The sequence below is a fragment of the Vibrio sp. YQ_11 genome, assembly GCF_043103065.1.
GTDB lineage: Bacteria > Pseudomonadota > Gammaproteobacteria > Enterobacterales > Vibrionaceae > Vibrio > Vibrio parahaemolyticus.
Genome location: NZ_JBICJM010000011.1, coordinates 139,458 through 160,428, shown reverse-complemented (window position 1 = coordinate 160,428; position 20,971 = coordinate 139,458). Strand labels below are relative to the sequence as shown.

The 20,971-nt window shown below is 39.5% G+C and carries 19 protein-coding genes; 13 read left to right on the top strand and 6 right to left on the bottom strand.

Annotated features, from left to right (window positions below; genetic code table 11):
- Positions 1-103: 103 nt before the first annotated feature.
- Complete coding sequence (locus tag ACF8EG_RS09090; RefSeq protein ID WP_276419646.1) at positions 104-1,282, top strand: ISL3 family transposase; 1,179 nt, start codon at positions 104-106, stop codon at positions 1,280-1,282.
- Positions 1,283-1,448: 166 nt separating this feature from the next.
- Here ACF8EG_RS09090 and ACF8EG_RS09085 read toward each other — a convergent pair whose 3' ends face one another.
- Positions 1,449-2,456, bottom strand: coding sequence for a sugar transferase (locus ACF8EG_RS09085; protein WP_346330360.1), 1,008 nt, complete (start codon positions 2,454-2,456; stop codon positions 1,449-1,451).
- A gap of 239 nt (positions 2,457-2,695) precedes the next feature.
- Entirely contained in the window at positions 2,696-4,012 is a 1,317-nt protein-coding gene (locus ACF8EG_RS09080) for an MBL fold metallo-hydrolase (RefSeq protein ID WP_346330359.1), read from the bottom strand.
- A gap of 1,145 nt (positions 4,013-5,157) precedes the next feature.
- Between ACF8EG_RS09080 and wecA the strand changes: the two genes are divergently transcribed.
- From wecA to galU, 10 genes are all read left to right on the top strand, one after another.
- The gene (gene wecA / locus ACF8EG_RS09075; protein WP_276463648.1) at positions 5,158-6,240 is read left to right on the top strand and encodes a UDP-N-acetylglucosamine--undecaprenyl-phosphate N-acetylglucosaminephosphotransferase; all 1,083 of its coding nucleotides are present in this window, start codon (positions 5,158-5,160) and stop codon (positions 6,238-6,240) included.
- A 43-nt stretch (positions 6,241-6,283) separates the two neighbouring features.
- On the top strand, positions 6,284-7,219 hold the full coding sequence (locus ACF8EG_RS09070) for a glycosyltransferase (protein WP_262628705.1): 936 nt from the start codon (positions 6,284-6,286) through the stop codon (positions 7,217-7,219).
- Positions 7,206-8,246 carry a glycosyltransferase gene (locus tag ACF8EG_RS09065; protein ID WP_262628706.1) on the top strand — a complete coding sequence of 347 codons (1,041 nt, stop codon included), beginning with the start codon at positions 7,206-7,208 and terminating at the stop codon, positions 8,244-8,246. The genes ACF8EG_RS09070 and ACF8EG_RS09065 overlap by 14 nt, the downstream gene beginning before the upstream one ends.
- Complete coding sequence (locus ACF8EG_RS09060; RefSeq protein ID WP_262628707.1) at positions 8,236-9,558, top strand: polysaccharide biosynthesis C-terminal domain-containing protein; 1,323 nt, start codon at positions 8,236-8,238, stop codon at positions 9,556-9,558. Before ACF8EG_RS09065 ends, ACF8EG_RS09060 begins: the two co-directional genes overlap by 11 nt.
- Positions 9,559-9,967: 409 nt before the next feature.
- Positions 9,968-10,732 carry a hypothetical protein gene (locus ACF8EG_RS09055; protein ID WP_262628709.1) on the top strand — a complete coding sequence of 255 codons (765 nt, stop codon included), beginning with the start codon at positions 9,968-9,970 and terminating at the stop codon, positions 10,730-10,732.
- Positions 10,729-11,610, top strand: a complete 882-nt coding sequence (locus tag ACF8EG_RS09050; protein WP_140278284.1) for a glycosyltransferase family A protein — start codon at positions 10,729-10,731, stop codon at positions 11,608-11,610. Before ACF8EG_RS09055 ends, ACF8EG_RS09050 begins: the two co-directional genes overlap by 4 nt.
- A gap of 4 nt (positions 11,611-11,614) precedes the next feature.
- Positions 11,615-12,364, top strand: coding sequence for a glycosyltransferase family 2 protein (locus ACF8EG_RS09045; RefSeq protein ID WP_140278285.1), 750 nt, complete (start codon positions 11,615-11,617; stop codon positions 12,362-12,364).
- A 135-nt stretch (positions 12,365-12,499) separates the two neighbouring features.
- On the top strand, positions 12,500-14,485 hold the full coding sequence (locus ACF8EG_RS09040) for a YjbH domain-containing protein (RefSeq protein WP_276463650.1): 1,986 nt from the start codon (positions 12,500-12,502) through the stop codon (positions 14,483-14,485).
- Positions 14,486-14,582: 97 nt separating this feature from the next.
- Positions 14,583-15,749, top strand: coding sequence for a nucleotide sugar dehydrogenase (locus ACF8EG_RS09035; protein WP_203504583.1), 1,167 nt, complete (start codon positions 14,583-14,585; stop codon positions 15,747-15,749).
- A 67-nt stretch (positions 15,750-15,816) separates the two neighbouring features.
- On the top strand, positions 15,817-16,695 hold the full coding sequence (gene galU, locus ACF8EG_RS09030) for a UTP--glucose-1-phosphate uridylyltransferase GalU (RefSeq protein WP_005397961.1): 879 nt from the start codon (positions 15,817-15,819) through the stop codon (positions 16,693-16,695).
- 97 nt (positions 16,696-16,792) lie between these two features.
- Here the strand turns inward: galU and tpiA are convergent, their stop codons facing one another.
- A complete protein-coding gene (gene tpiA / locus ACF8EG_RS09025) occupies positions 16,793-17,563 on the bottom strand; it encodes a triose-phosphate isomerase (protein WP_005384863.1) in 771 nt (256 codons plus the stop codon).
- Positions 17,564-17,833: 270 nt separating this feature from the next.
- Here tpiA and ACF8EG_RS09020 point away from each other — a divergent pair, with 270 nt between their 5' ends.
- Positions 17,834-18,181, top strand: coding sequence for a 5-carboxymethyl-2-hydroxymuconate Delta-isomerase (locus tag ACF8EG_RS09020; RefSeq protein WP_025604208.1), 348 nt, complete (start codon positions 17,834-17,836; stop codon positions 18,179-18,181).
- A gap of 98 nt (positions 18,182-18,279) precedes the next feature.
- A complete protein-coding gene (locus ACF8EG_RS09015) occupies positions 18,280-18,702 on the top strand; it encodes a DUF805 domain-containing protein (RefSeq protein WP_005458874.1) in 423 nt (140 codons plus the stop codon).
- Positions 18,703-18,742: 40 nt separating this feature from the next.
- Here ACF8EG_RS09015 and ACF8EG_RS09010 read toward each other — a convergent pair whose 3' ends face one another.
- The 3 genes from ACF8EG_RS09010 to glpX form a co-directional block, all read right to left on the bottom strand.
- Positions 18,743-19,099, bottom strand: coding sequence for a DUF3135 domain-containing protein (locus tag ACF8EG_RS09010; RefSeq protein ID WP_046265218.1), 357 nt, complete (start codon positions 19,097-19,099; stop codon positions 18,743-18,745).
- Positions 19,100-19,203: 104 nt separating this feature from the next.
- The gene (locus ACF8EG_RS09005) at positions 19,204-19,818 is read right to left on the bottom strand and encodes a transcriptional regulator (protein ID WP_276419652.1); all 615 of its coding nucleotides are present in this window, start codon (positions 19,816-19,818) and stop codon (positions 19,204-19,206) included.
- A gap of 145 nt (positions 19,819-19,963) precedes the next feature.
- Complete coding sequence (gene glpX / locus ACF8EG_RS09000; RefSeq protein WP_031815877.1) at positions 19,964-20,971, bottom strand: class II fructose-bisphosphatase; 1,008 nt, start codon at positions 20,969-20,971, stop codon at positions 19,964-19,966.

Sequence of the window (20,971 nt, the reverse complement as noted above, 5' to 3'; positions counted from 1 at the left end):
TCTTTAAAAAGGTTCATTGCGGATAAGCGGGAACTAAAAACAAAAACGGTAGTAAGTGATAGAGTTTTATCGCCAAACAAAACCTACACAAACTACCGTTTTCATGTCGAATCATACTTTCCTATCTTCATTCTGGGAAGGCTTTCATATAGTAAAGTCTCATCAGACTGCGTCATTAATAAAGCTCACTCTCAAACCTAATTCTATCGCTAAGTGTCCGTGCGGGCTTAAAGCTCAAGCCATACATGAGTATCAGTGGCGTAACGTGAAGGAAGCTACACTGTTAGGAGCTCCCGTTGAACTGTCCATTCAAACCCGACGCATCAAGTGCAGTAACTGCGGCATTAAAACAGAGCGGCTATCTTGGTTGGAACCTTATGCTCGTATCACTAAACGCCTACGAAGCTATATAGAACAGTTGTTACCTCTGCTACCAATTAAACATATAGCCCAAGTGACAGGCGTTCATTGGCACACAACCAAAGAGATAGATAAGCGTCGGCTTCAACAAGTAGTGCCGCAAGTTAAATGGGGTGAATTAAGGCAACTCGTCATGGACGAGTTCGCTATTTTTAAAGGGCACCGCTATGCGACGGTCATTGCTGACGCGAAAAGCCATCAAGTTATCTGGATAGGACTAGGTCGTAGCCGCAAGGATATTCGACCGTTCTTTGAACAGCTAGGTGAGCATGGTAAAAATATCGAAGCTGTAGCAATGGATATGAATACGGCTTTTGACCTTGAACTCCAAGAGCATTGCCCAAATGCTCACATCGTTTACGACTTGTTCCACGTCGTTGCTAAGTTTGGTCGTGAAGTGATGGATAGAGTCAGAGTCGACCAAGCCAATAAGCTAAAACAAGATAAAAAAGCAAGGCAATGGGTCAAGCGTTCGCGCTGGGTGTTATTGAAAAATAGGGATAATTTAAATACACAACAGGAAAGCTACCTCACTGAAATATTGAATATGAATCAGGACTTGATGACAACCTACTTACTGGGTGCGCAATTAAAGGAACTGTGGCGTTGTGGATCAGAACTTCAGGCTAAAAACCTATGGCTGGTATGGTGGGAGCAAGTGAATGAGAGTGGAATTAAGCCACTTAAAGAGTTCGCTCGAAAGCTCCGTATCACTGCTTCAGCAAGCTATCCGCTGAATACCTGTACGCTTGAAGGGATAAATAACAAGATAAAGTTAATCAAGCGGATGGGATATGGCTATCGAGATACTGATTACTTCTTCTTGAAGATAAAAGCGGCTTTCCCCGGAAAGCCGCGATGAACCTTTAAAAAGCGTTAACCCAAACACCTTTGTCTGACGCCTAACGAAGTACAGCAGTGCTATCAGATTCTGTAAAGAGCGGTTCCAAGAACAGAATTATAAGCTCGTACTTCAATTCAGAAAATTGAAACCTTCTTTATATGAATCACAAATTTGAGTATAAGGCTTAACGCCCCATGCCAAACAAAACTGTTTTTATCGTAAGAAACAGAATCTTCACTTCCATTTTCCAGTTTTGATGTTTGATGTAGTAAATATCGTACTTATGCTTCCAAATAGCATCTTCTACCGATGCGCCGTAAGGGTACTTTACTTGGGCTAGGCCGGTTACCCCAGGTTTAACGGCGTGACGAAATCGATAGTAAGGAATGGCTTTTTCCAACTCAGAGATGAACACCTCGCGTTCTGGACGAGGACCAACCATCGACATCTCTCCCTTTAGTACATTGATTAACTGAGGGAGCTCATCTATGCGAGTCTTACGAATAAAACAGCCGACTTTCGTTACGCGCGCGTCATTTTTAGTTGCCCATTGGGCACCATTCTTTTCCGCATCGTTTCGCATCGAGCGAAACTTAATCACTTCAAACTCTTCATTATATTGGCCAGTACGACGCTGCTTAAAGAATACCGGGCCTGGTGACTCAAGCTTAATAAGCAGTGCCGTAATAAGCCCTACTGGGATAGCAACCCACGAGAGCATAAAAACAAACAATAGATCAATAAAGCGCTTTTGCCAGCTGTTCTTACGATTAGAGAGGATAGAAAAAGCTTTTTGGTGTAAGAAGTAGCCGCTATGCAAGAGCTCAGTTTCAGTGTAGCCAAGTGAACGATCAAAGTAGCTCACTAAAGGCTCAACCCAAGCCCCAAGTTCTGTTGCAGCTACAAGAAACGCTTGCTGCTCAGGGTTTAGGTGTGAGCTTTTGAAGTGGCAAAGCGTTTTACTCTTGAAATCCCTAAGGGCATAGTTATTAACTTGAGCGTTAATCTCAGGATGTCTCTTAAGTACCTGAGAAATCTTTGTTTCGTCTTCTTTTGGACAGTAGATATAAATACAAGCATCGGTTTCGCTTGCTGATAACTCGTCCAATGTTGATGTTATGCTGATAGAATTATTCTTAGCTAATTCAGTTGCTTCTCGTTCTTGAAGCGTGTCGCTCATACTGTCTGTCATAGGAATGGAATAAGTTGTTTTCGGCTAGCCAATTGCTTACAAGTCGGCGATTATAATTTAATTCGTATAGAAATTATATCCCTTAATCCAGAACATGCTTGTAACTTTGAGAATTTTCTTGAACCTGAGTCCTTACTTATGCCTTGTTTTTGAATCTTGACGTTACTATATCAATGAATTCGACAAACTATGTTTGCGATATATTATGTTGTCTCGAAATTAAATAATTATCTAATTCACTATAATACGCAGTTATATCCGAGGTTGATTAGTTGTTGATAAAGTGCTTTTTTCGAATCTTCCTCACCATGTATAAGGAGAACCTCCTTAGGAGGAGTGGGAATGGCAGTTACAAATTGTATTAAGTCGTTCATATCGGCATGTGCAGAGTAGCCTGACATCGTATGAACTTGAGCTTTCACTTTTACGCGTTTACCTTCAATCAATACACTTTCTGCTTCATCTTGGATACGCCGACCTAAAGTCCCTTCCGCTTGATAGCCGGCAAATAGCACATCATTTCTTTCATCAGGCAGCAAAGCTTCTAAATAATTGACGACTCGTCCACCTTCACACATTCCTGAGGCCGCAACTACGATAGCAGCTTCTGCTGTGCTCGCGAGTCGATTCACGAGCTTTAAATGGTCAGTGTGGCTTTCGACCATAATACATTGATCAAATGCAAGAGGATGTCGGTGATGCTCGAGCCGCTCTTTCGCTTCTGCTCCCCAAAGCTTTTTAAATTGGCGATAGGTATTAGTTACCTTTTTAGCCAAAGGAGAATCAAGAATAATAGGCAGTGAATCTTGCAAAGCGTGCTCATGAATAAGCTGTTCTATATCAAAGAGTAACTCTTGAGTTCTCCCGACGCTAAAAGCCGGTATAACAATTACGCCACCATCCTGAAGTGCATGCTCAATAATAGAAAGCAATCGCCTACTGCGAGACTCTACATCTTCGTGAACTTTATTGCCGTATGTCGACTCGATAAACAAATAGTCAGCTTTTTCGGGCGATACCGGATCCGGTAGGAGAGGCGTGTTATGAGGGCCCAAATCCCCTGAGAACACAACAACCTCATTGTTTGATAAACAAAACTCAACATATGCAGACCCTAAAATGTGTCCTGCTGGTTGAAAGCGAAGAGAAGCATGTTCTTCAATCTCTATCCATTGGGAATAAGGGCAAGGGCGAACAAGCGTTCGAATAAAATCGAGCACGTTTTCCCTTTGATGATGCCTCATGCCTAGTTGGAGCTTTAATCCATCTTCTAACATAAGCGGTACGAGCTCAGCGGAGGCTTCCGTACAGTAAATAGGCCCCTTATAGCCAGCAGCCAATAACCAAGGTAGCCGACCAACATGGTCGATATGAGAATGGGTTAGAACAACCGCTTTGAGATCAGAGATAGAAAAGTCGATATTCAAACTCTGCCGCTGAGCATTATCTTCACCTTGTAGCAAACCACAGTCGATCAGCACACTTCCATTTTGTAACACGAGCTCGTGGCAAGAGCCAGTAACCGTATTTTTCCCACCGTGGTGCAGTACTTTCATAACAAAACGACGCTTTTACCTTTGCTAGCTTACACTTGTGAGTATCTATATTACACGTAGCCAAACCTCACTATTTGGCAGCGATTCGGTAAATCGCTCAGTAGGTAGGGTAAGCAGGCAGATAGTGAATAAGTGAGCGTATTGTAGGCAAGCAAAATAGGAGAAAGAAAATGGCAAAACTGAAAGTTTAGAGAGACTTAGATATTCGTCATAAATTTGACTGTGTTAAGTTGCAACTGCTTGTGATGCAATTCATATTATTGCAATTATTTGCATTTAAGCTTTTGGAATCAACGTCACTGGCTGCTTAGTCCTAACTGCGTAAATGGGCGTCTGATAATTATAATTTTATAAAACCGACACATTTCTGACGCTTTAAGTGTCAGGAAAGAGCTATTTTTTTGTAAGCTTTTCGATTGAATGGCTTTTCGTTGCAACGAGTTTACTATACAATTCGTCACCAGATCGGAGATGCAACCGATTAAATCGTGAACATTTCAATTGCCTCTAGGAGCCAGACCTAGGGGCGGTAGCGTGCCCGAAGTCGCTATAACTCCGAGGTCTCTAAAGCTAAGTATCTGAAAAGTGAAATAACTTTTAATAATAAGCATCTAAGTGCATTTCTGGCAAGATTGATTTATAAAAAACGAGAACTATTACAAATTTATGTAATTCCCTTTTGTCAGAGGGGCGCTCAAAGCTAACAAAGTGGCGAGCAAATGTTGGTTAGGCATAGGTTACAATTAAAATCTCCATTTCTCATACCTATCAAAACCAAATACTAGGTTTATAGAAGTACTTAACTACCGGTCCAAACCGTCAGTTAGTATGTTCAGCTTTGTATTTGGCCTGCCTATAAAAGGCTGAGAACCTATGACCGTCACGAGCTAGTGTTGGTGGAACTCAGTTACTTACATATTCAATATTAGAAATTAGCGTTTGCAATGCGTTACAACCCACGTTGGCTAATGTGGTTTTGTCACGCCCAAAAATCACCTGCTCATTCTTAGAGTTCGGCGTGTCTAGATACGAGCGAAGCAAGAATTAGCAGTATCGGACCTGTGATGCAATGGAATCCGTAAAGGAAATCAGTCGGATGCGTTATAGATTTACCTCAAACTTATTTAATAACACAGTTGGCTATTATGAATAATGCATATTTATTTGTATTTATTTTGTCGTTCGTTCTACTTTTTGTTATGCGTAAAGTTGCTAAGCGCGTAGGTCTGGTAGATAAACCCAGTGCAAGAAAGCTTCACCAAGGAGTAGTACCCCTTGTAGGAGGCATCTCCATTTTCTTTACTATACTGGTCGGGTTCCTTCTGTTCCTACCCATGAATGACAACCTATCACTCTACTTATCTTGTTCGGCTGTGCTTATAGTGCTCGGTGCATTAGATGACTACTATGATGTAAGCTTCAAAATTCGCCTTATTATCCAAGCCGGAATATCCCTTGCGATGATTTACATTGGAGGCCACAGCTTACACGATTTAGGCTATTTAATGGGGAGCGAAACCATTGCCCTGAATGAAGTTACTGGCGCAGTGATCACCGTTATTGCGGTAATAGGCGCAATTAACGCATTTAATATGGTTGATGGCATAGACGGCTTGCTGGGCGGGTTAGCCTCGGTCACCTTTACAGCATTAGGTATTGTGTTTGCCTACAACGGAAACGAATATTTAGCCACGATCTGTTTAATGATCGTGACTGCGATGCTTCCTTACATCTTCCTGAACTTAGGTTTCCCACTTGGTCGTCGCTTTAAGATCTTTATGGGTGATGCTGGCAGTATGTTTATCGGCTTTACCGTGGTCTGGATGCTGATTCGCGGTACGCAAGAACCAGGAGCTGTAGCCTTCAAGCCAGTCACAGCACTATGGTTAATAGCTTTACCGTTGATGGACATGGCAACCATTATGATTCGTCGTATTCGTAAAGGTCAGTCGCCATTCCAACCAGACAGAGAACATCTACACCATATTTGTCAAAGAATTGGACTTTCTCCTCAATCAACGTTAATTGTAATCTGTACGATGGCTGCTTTTTTTGCCACCTTCGGTGTTATTGCTGATTTCTATAACATCCGAGAATCTATCATGTTTATATTATTCATTACACTATTCATGACGTATCTCTTTTTTATTAATCACATTTGGGTAATCTCCTCAAAAATTAAAAAAATACTTCAATTGAAAATGAATAGCTCTGCGATAAAAGAATAATGGTCAAAATTTAAATATTAATGTCAAAATTAAAGATTTCACTATGAATAAAATAAGCTCTTCTCCTAAGTTATCTATATGTGTTTGTACTTTTAATAGAGAAAGGTTCTTGAGGTTGTGTTTAGAATCTATAATCGAACAGATAGAAGGAAATCAAAATGTAGAGTTAATTGTAATTAACAATAACTCTACCGACGGAACTAAAGAATACTTAAAAAAACTATCCCTTGAAAAACCGTATATTCGATGTTTTGATGAGGTTAAACAAGGCCTAAGTCATGCAAAAAATAAAGCTAGAAAAGAATTCTTTGGAGAATGGTTAGCTTTTATAGATGATGATGCGATTTTATCAAAATCTTGGTTGAAAATAGCTTTGAATTATATATCTATGAAAGGCTTTGATATCATCGGAGGCCCATATGACCCATGGTATTTAGATGGTAAAGTTGACTGGTATCAAGATGTCTACGGCTCAAACAGAAAATGGTTACCATATAGAGAAGATACTAAGCTAGAACGTAAATCTGTAAGTGGCGGGAATATGATTATATCAAGAAGGGTACTAACTTCTATTGACTTTGATGTTAGTAAGGGGATGGTAAATAATGTTATGTCATATGGAGAAGAAACGTTATTTCAAGAGCAAGCAAGAAAAAAAGGTTACAAAATTATTTTTGTTCCTAGCCTAATGATCTTACACTACGTTCCACTGCAAAAACAAACCAAAGAATACTTTTTTGAACGAGCTCGAGTACAAGGCATAGAAAGAATGTCAAATAAAAATATAAATGCCAATATCTTTGTTTCTATAGGGGTGATAATCAAACTATGTATTATTTTATTAAGAACTATAGCAAAGAATATCTATATGATCTTGTTGGGTAAAAGGAAATTTTACAATCTTTATTTAGAGATGAATACTGACTTTTTATATTATAAGAATTTTTTTTTAGCATCGATAAGCCATGAAAAAAAATAAATTACTGTTGCTTTTAGATCATTCGTTTGGAGGTGGCGTTGAGAAATTTGTATCAACGATAGCCAATATTGAAAGCGAAAGCTATGAATTCTCGGTTATTAGTCTATTTAAACCCGAAGTTTCACTAGGTTTAAAATTGGGCGTAGAACAAGACTTTGTATTTTCAGAGGAAAGGTCAAGGCTTTACTCAAATGATATTAAAAATGCGGCCAAATATATAAAGCATCATATTGATAGTGCTGACCTTGTAATTGTTAGTCATCCAAAAATGACTAAAATAGTATCAAGGTTTAATTCAAGAAATATTCTTTATGTATGTCATGGTTTTTCAAAAGAATATTATTCCAATAGTTGGTTTAAAAGAATTAGATATTATATTTACCTTAACCGAGTATACCGCAGTAAAAAAATCTGTTGTGTATCATCTGGATTGAGATCTAAATTGTCAAAAATTGTACCATTTTGTAGGACCACTACTATTCATAACCCTATCGATATAGATAGGGTGGTAAAAAAAGCTCTTGCTTACCAATGTAATTATGATAATTACTTTGTTTATGTTGGTCGGTTATCTAAAGAAAAAAATGTAGAGAAAATTATTAGAGATTTTCATTCATCATATTATGAATCTAACGTTAAACTACTTTTGGTTGGAGAAGGGCCTGAGAAAAGGAACTTAGATTCGTTGGTCAAAGAGCTAATGTTAGATGATCGTGTGGTTTTTTTGGGATATTTGGATAATCCTTATCCTATCATTAAAAAAGCAAATGCTCTTGTTCTTGCATCCAAGCGAGAAGGTTTCGGTTACGTTATACTCGAGGCAGTAATACTAAAAACACCTGTAATATCAGTTGATTGTGACTTTGGGCCTAGAGATATTCTTATTGGGTCTAACAAAGTTTTTCTGAAAAACAAAAACGATAACTTATTTGAAAATATCGATTTAAGTATATTTTCTTATGATGAATATGACTTAAAACAAATAAGCAACGATTATGTATTAGAGAGATACATCAATGAGAAGTAAATTTCGTTTTCTTTCATTGCCCTTCTTTAGATTGCTGAGTGATAACATATTCTCATTTTTAGTTAATGTAATTATAACTATCCTTATCTCTAACCAAGTCGGTTTGGGGGCTCTTGCTCAATTAACATTACTCCAAACTATATCTATATTGTTAAGCTTTGTTTCTAATCTGGGAACCAATTACATTTTTATTCGAGAGTATAAAAACGATGGTTTTTGCCCAAGATATCTAACGAGTTACATATTCCTAAACTTATTAACGTTAATATTCTATATACTATCCTTTTCTTCAATAGTGGGCGTCTTTTCAACTCTAGAAAGTATTGATTTTTATTACATTTTTATATTTATCATTTCTCGGGGGATATTCAATTTTTGTCAAGTTTCCTCTTTGCATTATCAAGCCCAAGGCAAAGCACATTTATTTTCTAATTTTTCAATATTATCAAAGTTCACTCAGTTAATGTCTTTTTTTATAATAGGCTATTTTTATGGGCTTAATGTAAATAATATATATATACCATTTCTAATAGAATCTGTTGTTCTTTTTGTTTCTTTTCGAGGGATAAAATTTAGTATACCTAAAAAGAAATTCTTACGCTCTAATAGAATTAAGATGTTGACACTAGTAAGGCTTTCTTGTCCGCTTATATTATCTTCAATTATGGTGCAGATAAACATTAGGGCGGACATACTTCTGATCGAATTCTTGGGAACTGAACATGATTTAGAGGTTTATTCCGCTGTTGCTAGGTTAATTCTGCCCGCTTTTTTCTTCCCTAGAATAATTGGTGTTATCTCTTATCCATTTCTGTTGGAATATTATAGAGAAAGCAAGGTTAAATATCATGAGTTTCTAGAGGAAGTGTTATCTCTATGTTCGGTTATCTCGATTTTATTTATTTTACTTTCGATTTCATTTGGTTACCTATTTTTTGATAAGTTATTTTTCGAAAAAGGGTATGATATGTATATATTATTTTCACTCCTTAGCCTAAGTTGGTTATTTATAATGAAAGGCCCAATTTTAGGTAGAGCATTGATAGTGGCCGGTTGTGAGAAGCATGAAGCATATAAAACAAGCTTAGGTGCGTTGATTAATATATTTCTAAATTTTTTGTTAATAAGTAATTTTGGTTCGTTGGGTGCTGTTGTTGCTAGCATTGTTAGCTATTCAATATCGGATTATTTTTATTACTCTATTCCTAAAGACACTAAAAACATGTTCTTTATTACCTCAAGAACTTTTATTCCTAAGTGGAGCCTTGCTAAAAGTGGATTTGATAAGATAGTAAGGAAGAATCATGAATAAGGAGAGAGTTTTTTCGTGTATTTTGATTCTTCTATTGATAGGTGTTTTTCTCCGATTTGAATTTCTCTTCGATGCAAATCGTTATGTCGTATTCAGGCTTTATTATCTGATATTTATACTTTTTATCATTATTTTCTCGATTTTTGTTGGTTTTAATTTATCAACATATATATATATAATTTTAACTATAATAGTATCATTAATTTTTTGCTTATTTTGGCTGGATTTTTTTGAGTCCGCGCTCAAAGACTCTATAAGAACTGTTCTACATTTTATTTTCTTTATGATTCCAATAGTAATTTTTAAAGAAATGAATTTTACTTTCAGCTGTGATACTAGAAGGTTAATAAGTTTTGGTATTTTCTTTTGTTTGTTAATATCATCCATTGAGTCATTTGTAAGAATATTTATGCCGACATCAATTATCTTATCAAAAGATAGTTGGAATCAGAATTCAATTGAGCAAGGTCTTAGTAGTGGTTTGTCGGCAGACAATTTTTACGTTTTTAAGTATGGCAGCTTTATGTTTACTGATTCTAATGGCTTAGCTGTAATTTTAGTATCATTATTGTCATTATGTTTAATTGTTCGAAGTCGAATGCTGGTTACTTGGACTCTCTTACTTATATTACTGTGCTTTAGCCGTTCAGCATATTTTGGAGCATTATTAACGTTGCTTATATATATGTTTTTATTTTGTTTTCAGTCTAGTATAAAAAAGATTATCGCGTTTATAGTTTTTTTGATTATTATATTTTTACCTATAAATTACTTTTTATTAAACCATCACTTTCAAATAAGTGATGGTAGTCTCTTGACAAAGTTCGAGATCTTCTCACATTTAGAAAAAATTTCCAACTATACGTTAGAGGAACAACTATTTGGTTTTGGAATTGACAAAGGGAATTATGTTTATAGCCCAGGAAGTGACTATTATGCACATGCTCTTATTCCATTATTATTGGGACATGTTGGGCTTGTAGGTATTATATTATATATGTCAGTGTTGATTTATTTTTTTAAATTGGGAGGAGGGAAATTAGTTTTGTTATTCTTTTTCCCCTTCTTCACTATGGGGTTTTCGCTAGCCAGCCCTTGGGAGCCAGCACCTTTTGTCTTCTTTCTTATCGCTAGCGTGTATATTCATTCTATAAATAAGGAGGTCTTGACTTGAGTAAACTAATTTCAATAATTATACCGCACTATAAATGTGAGTCTGGGTTGAAGAAATTGTTGGACTCAATATTCCAAACGTTAGAAGTAGATGAGTTAAATGAATTAGATGTAATAGTAATCGATGATAACTCTATGACTCAAGAAACATTTTCTCACTTCTCTAGAAAGTATGGTAATGTTTCGTTTCTTCGTAATCATAGCGTAATATCAGGAGCAGGATCGGCAAGGAATGTGGGTCTAGAAAAAGCTGTAGGTGAATATGTATTGTTTGCTGACTCCGATGATTTTTTTAAAAACGACTGGTTACGAGTTGTAAAATTAGAAATTAGAAAAAAGACTGATATTGTTTATTTTCCTCCTATGTCAGAAAAGGATAATGGCGAAGCTTCGGATAGGCATAAAAGGTATTGCAAGCTAGTTGAAAATTTTACGTGTTATGGTGACGATTCAATCCGATATAGATTTCATGTACCTTGGTCAAAACTCATATCTCGCAGCTTAATATCTAAAAATAAAATATATTTTGATGAAGTTATTGCATCCAACGATGTTATGTTTTCACTCAAAGTTGGAACCACAGCTAAGTCTATTTCTTGTTCGGATTATACAATATACTCCGTGGTTGAGAGAGAGGGGTCTCTGACAAGCTCACAGGATCTAGAAAAAGAAATATCCAGATTATATGTTCTTGTAAGATATAATAGTATGTTAAAGAGTTTAAGACACAATGAATTTTCAATATCTTTAATTTTGCCTCTTGTTAAAATATTAAAAATGTCTCCTGTAAAGTTTTTTGAGTGTATATTCACATTAAAAGAAATGAAAGTTGACCTTATACATCCACACTATTTTTTTCGTTTTTTAATAAAAAGATAAATAAATGAAAGTCTCAATAATAACACCTGCGTACAATTGCGAAAAAGAAATTATACACACTTATAAATCAATTATAAAGCAAACATATAGCAATTTTGAGTGGATCGTAACAGATGATGCATCTACGGATAAAACAAGAGAAATACTAAAAGAAATATCCAAAGGTGATTCCAGAGTAATTATACTTGAAAATAAAGAGAACAGTGGTGCAGCTATTGCTAGAAATAAATCTATTTCATATTCTTCCGGAGAATTTATTGCTTTTATTGACAGCGATGATTTATGGGATGCTAACAAGCTAAAGAAACAAGTTGAATTTATGGTGAAGTATGACATTGATTTTTCCTTCACGCCTTATCAGTTAATTAGTGAATCTGGAAGACCACTAGGAAAAAAAGTTGATTCCCATATAAAAGAAAGTGTTAGCTACGAAGATATGCTAAGAAAAAAGGCTACTATGGGGTGTTCAACAGTTATCTTACGCCGTTCAGCATTTAGTGATATTTCAATGCCTCTGATACGAACTGGGCAAGATTACGCACTATGGCTTAAGTTATTAAAATCTGGAACCAAAGCCTATATCTTCCCTCAAGTTTTGACTAAATATCGCATTTTACCAAACTCAATCTCTCGAAATAAATTTAAAAAGTCACTCCGTCAATGGGAAATTTATCGCAAAATAGAACGCTTACCATTAAGAGTTTCGATAGAGTGCTTTATGTTTTACGCGTTTAGAGCGGTCTTTAGAAAGTAATTATAGTAAGAGTATGTAAGAATGTTATCAAACTGTAAGCTTCCTCCGGTCTTCTTAATAGCAATACTTCCATTAGGTGATTTGCTATCTGCTGAATTAACTACTTTTGCATCTAACCAGAGTTTCTCCGGATTGATGTTCATTCCAAATGCTCAAGTGTTAGGTTTTGGAGAATTTCAAACTTCTTTTTCTCAAGGCATACCATTTAAATATGGAATTGATGAATTGGATTCAATCAAACTTTCCTTAGGTATAATTCCAAATTTAGAAACGACAGGAAGAATTGCGACCGAAACGCACAATTGTAATATTTTTGAATCTAGAGAGGAATGTGGCAACAGGGACTTATCCCTATCTTTTAAATATCAATTTCCAGACTTTTGGGGTAATGAAAATATTGATGTTGCGGCCGGTATTCAAGATCTTGGAGGTGCACTCCAATTTTTTCATTCAAAATATATAGTTACCGATTACTCTTTTGAGGTTGTTCCTATAAGGTTTTCTGCTGGTTATGGTCAATCTGATATCCCGTTAGGTGTCATGGATGGACCATTTGGTGGTATTGAATACCAACCTTTCGATTTTGTTCAGTTCACTGGTGAATACGATGCTGTCGAGTTTAACTCATCAATGAAATTGTTCACGCCAAAAGAACTGTTACCTTACGGCATGACGGCTTCTTTGAGTTACCAGATTTATTCTGGCCATGAGACGGATGGGCAGACAATTTGGAATGCGGCCTTATCCATCCCGCTCATCACTGATTACACTCGCTCTCGTGAGTATGCTCGTGACAATGTGTCACTGATGGAAAAGCTCTCTCTGGAGCAAAGCAAAGCGGATAATGCGTCGATTTCTGCTTTGGTCAGTGCACTGCGTAACGAAGGTTTTATGAATATTCAAGTAGGCACCTTAAACCAGTCGGTTGTCGTAGCTCTAGAGAACCGCCGCTACAATCACAACCAGATGGATGGTTTGGGTGTAGCTATGGGGATCATTTCAAGCCACTTCGGTTCAAACGCCGCACAAGAAATGGGCTTAAGCTCTGATCGTGTAGAATTAATGCTATTGGCAAACCAAAAACCAGTAGTGAGCGTGCAAACGGATGCTGCGTGTTACCAGAGGTTTGTGAATGGTTCTGCGGCATGTGATGACATTCATTTCCGTACCAAAAATCTATCCGACAAGCTTGAGTTAGTAGAGTGGAAAACAGAGCGCGTAAACAGTGACGCGCTAGATTCACAATTGGTGCTATCGCCAATGGTGCGTCATGGTGTTGCAACGGAATTTGGTGTTTACGATTACTCTTTCGCTATGTCGAGCAACCTCTATACCTTCTTGTGGTCTGGTGCTGCTGTAGATGTTCGCCATATCCTGCCATTGGCGGAGAGCGACGATTTTGAAGAGGGTGGTTACTTTGAAGATAGTGCCTATGAAAACGAAATTGACCGCGCGATGGTACATCAGTTCTTCCGTTTACCATATGTCGATATAGCCAACCAGGTATCTCTAGGCTTGGTTAAATCGGACTATATCGGTGCGCGTAGTGAATCAGCTTGGTTCTCTCAATCGGGCAGCCATTGGTTGGGATTAGAGATGAGCTATTTCCAACATCAAGACGAAAAAGACAAAAATGGTTATGCGAACCCAGATCGCCAAACCTTTTTAACTCGTTACACATTCTCTATGCCAGAGTGGGATTGGCAGTTTAACGCAACTGCTGGCGAGTTTTGGAAAGGGGATGTCGGCGCAAAATTCACGACATCACATTGGTTTGAAGACATAGAAGTATCCGCAAGTTATCAGGTGACGAAGTTTAACGATACAGACGAAGAGCAGTTTGTCACTGTGTCGGTAAAGCTGCCATTAACGCCATGGCGTGATATGTCGCCGAGTGTGATACAAGTTCGTGGTAACGAGGCTTATGATTTCAACGTTACGACACGAGTTGGCAATGATTATAATTACTTAGCGGCAGGCCAAGGGGATGAACTTGTGATGGATAATAGCATGCTTCGTCGCTATTTTAACCGAGGCCGTTATGGTCAAGAGTACTTTGAGCAGAACAGGCAGCGCATCCGCAACGCTTATTTGCGTTACTTGGGTACTCAATTGAATTAAGTTGTGTTGCTAGTTAGGCTTTGAGTTAATCACTGTACTCTACCGAGAGTGTAGGTGTTTTGATATGCTAGCGTCAGTTAAATAATAGGAAATAAAAATGAAAATTGCTGTAGCAGGCACGGGCTACGTCGGTTTGTCCAATGCCATGTTATTGTCACAAAACCATGAGGTTGTGGCGGTTGATATTATCCAAGAAAAAGTGGACTTGTTGAACGACAAGAAGTCTCCAATTGTTGATGCGGAAATAGAACATTTTCTTGCAAACAAAGAGCTCAACTTTGTCGCGACGCTAGATAAAGAGCTGGCTTACAAAGATGCAGAGTTTGTTGTTATTGCAACACCAACGGATTATGACCCTCAAACGAACTACTTTAACACCTCTTCAGTTGAAGCGGTGATTAAAGATGTGATGGCAATTAATCCAGATGCGGTTATGGTGATTAAGTCGACTGTACCTGTGGGTTACACTGCGCGTATTAAAGAAGAACTCGGTTGTCAGAATGTTATGTTCTCTCCAGAGTTTCTTCGTGAAGGTAAAGCACTTTACGATAACCTCCACCCGTCTCGCATCATCGTTGGTGAGCGCAGCGAACGTGCAGAGAAGTTCGCTAACCTTCTGGTCGAAGGTGCGGTAAAAGAAGACATTTCGGTTCTGTTTACTGACTCTACAGAAGCAGAAGCGGTTAAATTGTTTTCAAACACGTATCTTGCGATGCGCGTAGCTTACTTCAATGAATTAGATTCTTATGCTGAAGCACATAACCTTGATGCTCGCCAAATTATTGAAGGTGTAGGCTTAGATCCTCGTATTGGCAATCACTACAACAACCCGTCATTCGGTTACGGCGGGTACTGCTTACCGAAAGATACAAAGCAGCTGTTAGCAAACTACCAGGATGTTCCAAATAACATTATCGGAGCGATTGTTGATGCAAACCGCACTCGTAAAGATTTTGTCGCAGAATCTATTCTCAAGCGAGAACCAAAAGTTGTGGGCATTTACCGCTTAATTATGAAGTCTGGCTCAGACAATTTCCGCGCTTCGTCTATTCAAGGCATTATGAAGCGTATTAAGGCAAAGGGCATAGAAGTAGTGGTATATGAGCCAGTACTTAAGGAAGATGAGTTTTTTAACTCACGTGTAATCAAAGATATGAATGAGTTTAAACAAAGTGCAGATGTGATTGTCTCTAACCGTATGGTTGAAGAGCTTGCTGATGTAGCTGATAAAGTTTACACCCGCGACCTGTTTGGTAGCGATTAATTCGTCTTTATATTCAAATAATATAATAGGCTCCCTCAGAGGAGCCTTTTTTTAGTTGGTAATGGTTATGATTAAAAAATGTTTATTCCCGGCGGCGGGTTACGGTACACGTTTCCTTCCTGCAACCAAGTCGATGCCGAAAGAAATGATGCCAGTGGTGAACAAACCATTAATTGAATACGGTGTTGAAGAAGCGATTGAAGCCGGTATGGACGGTATGTGCATCGTCACTGGTCGTGGTAAGCACTCGTTAATGGATCACTTTGATAAAAACTACGAGCTAGAGCATCAAATTAGCGGTACAAGTAAAGAAGCGCTGCTTGATGATATTCGTTCTTTGATTGATTCTGCGAGTTACACTTACATCCGTCAGCGTGAAATGAAAGGCTTAGGTCACGCTATTCTTACGGGACGTGAATTGGTCGGTGATGAACCGTTTGCTGTAGTGCTTGCGGATGACCTTTGTGTGAATGAGGACAAAGGCGTTCTAGCGCAAATGGTTGAGCTGTACAAACAGTTCCGCTGTTCAATCGTTGCGGTACAAGAAGTTCCGGAATCAGAAACGCATAAATACGGTGTGATTGCTGGCGAGATGATCAAAGATGATATCTTCCGCATTGATAACATGGTTGAAAAGCCAGAGCCAGGCACTGCACCTAGCAATCTAGCGATTATTGGTCGCTACATTCTGACACCTGATATCTTTGAACTGATTGAAAATACAGAGCCGGGCAAAGGTGGCGAGATTCAAATCACCGATGCGCTGATGCAACAAGCTCAATCTGGTTGTGTTTTGGCATACAAATTTAAAGGTCAGCGCTTTGATTGCGGTAGCGTAGAAGGCTACATTGAAGCAACAAATTACTGCTACGAGAACCTTTATAAGAAAGATTCCAGTGCGGAGCTCGCGAAAAAGCCAACCGTGAAAATTGCTGAGCCAGCGTAAGTCGGAACTTTCTATTAGGTACTCCGGCGGTACAACACAAACAAAAAGGGATGCATGATGCATCCCTTTGTTATTTCTACTCTCAGTAAAAACGAGATTAAGCTTTTGCTTTAGCCGCTGCTTTAGCGATTGCTGCGAAGCTCTTAGCGTCTAGAGAAGCACCGCCAACTAGAGCGCCGTCGATGTCTGGTTGTGAGAAGTAAGCTTCAGCGTTTTCTGGCTTAACAGAACCGCCGTATTGGATGATTACTTGTGCTGCAACTGCTTCGTCTTTCGCTGCGATTAGTGCACGGATAGAAGCGTGGATGCGTTGTGCATCTTCAGCGGTTGCTGCTTTACCAGTACCGATAGCCCAGATTGGTTCGTAAGCGATGATTGCGCCGTTTAGAGCTTCAACACCGTAAGTGTCGATAACTGCGTTGATTTGACGTGCACATACAGCTTCAGTTTCGCCAGCTTCGTTTTGAGCTTCAGATTCACCGATACAAAAAACAGGCGTTAGACCGTTTTCTTTTAGGAAGTTGAATTTCTTAGCGATGAACTCGTCAGATTCGTTGTGGTATTCACGACGCTCTGAGTGACCGATGATGATGTGAGTAGCACCGAAATCTTTCAGCATTTCTGGAGACATGTCGCCAGTGAAAGCACCGCTGTTGTTTAGGTCAGTGTTTTGAGCACCTAGGATGATCTTGTTACCGCCTTCAGCGATTACGCGCTCAGCTAGGTCGATGTAAAGAGCTGGTGGAGCTACTGCTACGTCAACACCTTCAACGCCTTCAAGCTCAGCGTTAAGACCAGTTAGCAGCTCAGTTACCATTGCTTTGCTGCCGTTTAGTTTCCAGTTACCCATCACTACAGGACGACGCATAGGAATATCTCCCTTATCTTTAATGTAAATAGTCTATTAATGTAAAAAATCTACGTAGGAATATAACAGAATAATATGAACAGATCATGATTGGTATCATGTCTTATGTGGCTTTCTCTCTCCGTCGGGAGTCGAAGTTGTTCTGTTATTTTTATCAAAAGCAATCGATTGGTGATCGCGTAGACAGAATGATAGTTCATTCCTCGGAAATTGCTGGCTAGATTGGTATTACTACGCACTGAATTTTTTATGTTGTAGAAAGGAATCAAAATGCCAAACTTAGTTTTAGAGTATTCGAACTCAGTGGAAGAGCGAGTCAATGTACAAGGTTTGCTGGAAGACTTACATAAGGCTGCGTTAGAGAGTGGCCTTTTTGAGTTGACCTCTGTGAAATCAAGAACGTTAAGATGTCATAACTGGCTAATTGGTGAAGCGGGTGACAGCCTCGATTTTATCCATATCAATTTTGATTTGTTGTCTGGCCGAACGTCTGAACAAAAGCGAGAATTATCGCGAGCTTTAATGGTTGTGCTTCAAGAACAGGCAAGTCATGTGCACAGTTTAACGGTTAACATTCGAGATATGGATGTGGACAGCTTTCAAAAAGTGGTGAACTGAATATAAGGCTTGGCTGACGTTGTTCAGAGGGCGTTGTTTCTTCCCAAATTAACCCGACTCGGCTACTCTTTATTCTTTCTATTTTTGGATAAAAATTGATGTCGACTAAAGAGTTACTGTTTTCGTTTCACGGACGTATCGATCGCAAAACCTATTGGATTTGGAATGTGATTTACTACATTTCGATTATAGGTTTTGGTGCGGGTATCAGTAAGTTGTTTCCTGCGTTTTCTTACCTGTTACTGCCAATATTCTTGTTGGTACTACTTATTCCTGATTTGGCTATTACGACAAAGAGATGGCATGACCGCGACAAGTCGATCTACTGGTTAGGCTTGAATATTCCTTTGGTGATTGGTCGCATCGCAACGCCGATGACAAGCCCAATGGCGCAAGAACCTTCAACGCCACAGCTATTCATTGCTTCGATTTCATTAATTTGTGGGCTTTGGATTTTGATTGAGTGTGGTTTTTTGAAAGGCACATCAGGCCCGAATAAATACGGTCCTGAGCCACAATGATTAATGAGTGTGGGAGTCAGCCTAAAGTGTGACTCTCACATCAGTAGAAATCGTTTCTGTTGAAGGCGACTACGTTGTCTGTTTGAACCGACGTCGCTTTTCCTTGTAATGCTTCTCTGAACTTCGTGACTTGTTTTTGTAGTTCATTCATTAGCACGACGTTGGTGTGATGAGGGTTTTTACAGTTGCGAATCACACGATCAATATGGCTTTGCTGAGCCCATAAGCGTGGTTGCATCGTTTCTGATGCGCTTTCTATCATTTCTTTCGCCATCTCGTGGCGAAATTGTTCAAAGCCTTCTGGATCGCTTTCGGCCATCTGAACCAGTTCATCAAATGAGGGTAATACTTGCGTTGTGTGAGTATGTAGAGTTCTCATCCCTTTCTCCAAATCCATATGGATACTCGTGTTCAATACTACAAGCGTACACCACAGGAATCAGAGTAAAGGATGAATCATTGGCCTGTCTCATTTGTAAGAGAGAGCGAAAGGGCCGAAATCTAAGCGCGGATTCGGTAAACGCAGCGACGTTGACCGCTAATGATATGCTCGGTACGCTCGACGGTCGTGTTGTCTCCGAGTAAGGACTGGAACACACTCAGTTCAGATTTGCATAAACTAGGGCAACGCGTGGCGGCTTTACAAATCGGGCAGTGATTCTCGATCAAGATAAAGCCGTGCTCATCTTGTTCAAGCTCTGCCATGTAGCCTTCTTTTTCGCGCAGAAAAACCAAAGTTTCCAGCTTGCTTTCTAAAGACGCACATTGGTCGAGGTGTTGGCGATAGTTTTGTAAAGTCAGTTTTTCGCGCTCGGAGGTAACTTTGTCGAGGCCATCTTTACCGAAGATGTGTTCCACGGCTTCGATAAATTGGATGGTGAGTTCGCCATGACGATCGGCAAATTGCTCATGTCCCTTCTGGGTTAAAGACCAATGGCGAGTAGGGCGTCCGACTTTGACTTTTACATCGTGAATCGACAGGATGCCATCATCTTCTAAACCTTGCAGGTGCTGGCGAGCACCCATGGTTGTCATCCCAAGCTCAGAAGAGAGTTGTTTTGCAGTGACAGACCCGTCACGCTTAACGATTTGCAATATCCTATCTACGGTCTTCATATTCCCACCATTTGTATTCCCGTACACATTATGCGCGATAGGCTTAGTAAAGAAAAGTGTTGACTTAACTTGAGTGGGGATTTGGTGAGCCAAAAGCAAAAAGGGCCGGCACTTTGCCAACCCTTTGCTATGCTGAACCCCAAAATTACAGAATGATATCGCGAACTTCTGGATCTTTGCGCTCTAAGTAATGGGTCGACTTGATACGGCGAATGGTACGGCAACGGCCTCGCACGAGTAGCGTTTCTGTTGTCGCAATATTACCTTGGCGAGAAATTCCCTCTAGCAAGTCACCTTTTGTAATGCCTGTTGCTGAGAAGACGACGTTGTCGCTGCGCGCCATGTCTTCCATTTTTAGGACGATGTTGGCTTTTACGCCCATTTCTTCACAACGTTGTAGTTCAGCCGCACCGTAAATACGGTTTTCTTCTGTGTCGCCTTTCACTTCGTGGCGAGGTAGAAGGCGGCCATGCATGTCACCATCAAGTGCGCGAATCACTGCTGCGGATACCACCCCCTCTGGTGCACCGCCAATGCAGTACATGAGGTCCACTTCACTATCTGGCATACACGTTAGGATGGAAGCTGCAACGTCGCCATCTGGCACCGCGAAGACGCGCACACCCATCGATTGCATTTCTGCTATCACATCATCGTGGCGAGGTTTTGCTAGAGTGATGACAACCAGAGTGTCCAGCGTTTTATTCAGCGCGCTAGCAACGTTTTCTAGGTTTTCTTGCAACGGCTTTTCTAGATCGATCACGCCTTTCGCACCTGGACCAACAACCAGTTTTTCCATGTACATGTCAGGTGCTTTTAAAAAGCTGCCTTTTTCACCCGCGGCAAGCACTGCCAATGCGTTTGATTGACCCATTGCGGTCATGCGAGTGCCTTCAATAGGGTCAACAGCGATATCCACTTCATCGCCACCTAGACCAACTTTCTCACCGATGTATAGCATTGGAGCATCATCGATTTCACCTTCACCAATGACAATTTCACCACTGATGTCTGTTTTGTTCAGTAGAGTGCGCATAACTTCAACAGCAGCGCCATCGGCTGCGTTTTTGTCACCACGGCCAAGCCATTTGTAACCAGCGAGTGCAGCACCTTCAGTTACACGAGAAAATGCCATTGCTAAATCGCGTTTCAT

Excerpts from the sequence above, each read along its gene's own strand:
- ACF8EG_RS09040 (WP_276463650.1), top strand. The coding sequence starts at position 12,500 with ATGTTCATTCCAAATGCTCAAGTGTTAGGTTTTGGAGAATTTCAAACT.
- ACF8EG_RS09085 (WP_346330360.1), bottom strand. The coding sequence starts at position 2,456 with ATGACAGACAGTATGAGCGACACGCTTCAAGAACGAGAAGCAACTGAA.
- ACF8EG_RS09015 (WP_005458874.1), top strand. The coding sequence starts at position 18,280 with ATGTCGACTAAAGAGTTACTGTTTTCGTTTCACGGACGTATCGATCGC.
- ACF8EG_RS09090 (WP_276419646.1), top strand. The coding sequence starts at position 104 with ATGTCGAATCATACTTTCCTATCTTCATTCTGGGAAGGCTTTCATATA.
- glpX (WP_031815877.1), bottom strand. The coding sequence starts at position 20,971 with ATGAAACGCGATTTAGCAATGGCATTTTCTCGTGTAACTGAAGGTGCT.
- ACF8EG_RS09005 (WP_276419652.1), bottom strand. The coding sequence starts at position 19,818 with ATGAAGACCGTAGATAGGATATTGCAAATCGTTAAGCGTGACGGGTCT.
- ACF8EG_RS09020 (WP_025604208.1), top strand. The coding sequence starts at position 17,834 with ATGCCAAACTTAGTTTTAGAGTATTCGAACTCAGTGGAAGAGCGAGTC.
- ACF8EG_RS09045 (WP_140278285.1), top strand. The coding sequence starts at position 11,615 with ATGAAAGTCTCAATAATAACACCTGCGTACAATTGCGAAAAAGAAATT.
- galU (WP_005397961.1), top strand. The coding sequence starts at position 15,817 with ATGATTAAAAAATGTTTATTCCCGGCGGCGGGTTACGGTACACGTTTC.
- ACF8EG_RS09055 (WP_262628709.1), top strand. The coding sequence starts at position 9,968 with ATGCCGACATCAATTATCTTATCAAAAGATAGTTGGAATCAGAATTCA.
- ACF8EG_RS09060 (WP_262628707.1), top strand. The coding sequence starts at position 8,236 with ATGAGAAGTAAATTTCGTTTTCTTTCATTGCCCTTCTTTAGATTGCTG.
- tpiA (WP_005384863.1), bottom strand. The coding sequence starts at position 17,563 with ATGCGTCGTCCTGTAGTGATGGGTAACTGGAAACTAAACGGCAGCAAA.
- ACF8EG_RS09080 (WP_346330359.1), bottom strand. The coding sequence starts at position 4,012 with ATGAAAGTACTGCACCACGGTGGGAAAAATACGGTTACTGGCTCTTGC.
- ACF8EG_RS09010 (WP_046265218.1), bottom strand. The coding sequence starts at position 19,099 with ATGGATTTGGAGAAAGGGATGAGAACTCTACATACTCACACAACGCAA.
- wecA (WP_276463648.1), top strand. The coding sequence starts at position 5,158 with ATGAATAATGCATATTTATTTGTATTTATTTTGTCGTTCGTTCTACTT.
- ACF8EG_RS09065 (WP_262628706.1), top strand. The coding sequence starts at position 7,206 with ATGAAAAAAAATAAATTACTGTTGCTTTTAGATCATTCGTTTGGAGGT.
- ACF8EG_RS09070 (WP_262628705.1), top strand. The coding sequence starts at position 6,284 with ATGAATAAAATAAGCTCTTCTCCTAAGTTATCTATATGTGTTTGTACT.
- ACF8EG_RS09035 (WP_203504583.1), top strand. The coding sequence starts at position 14,583 with ATGAAAATTGCTGTAGCAGGCACGGGCTACGTCGGTTTGTCCAATGCC.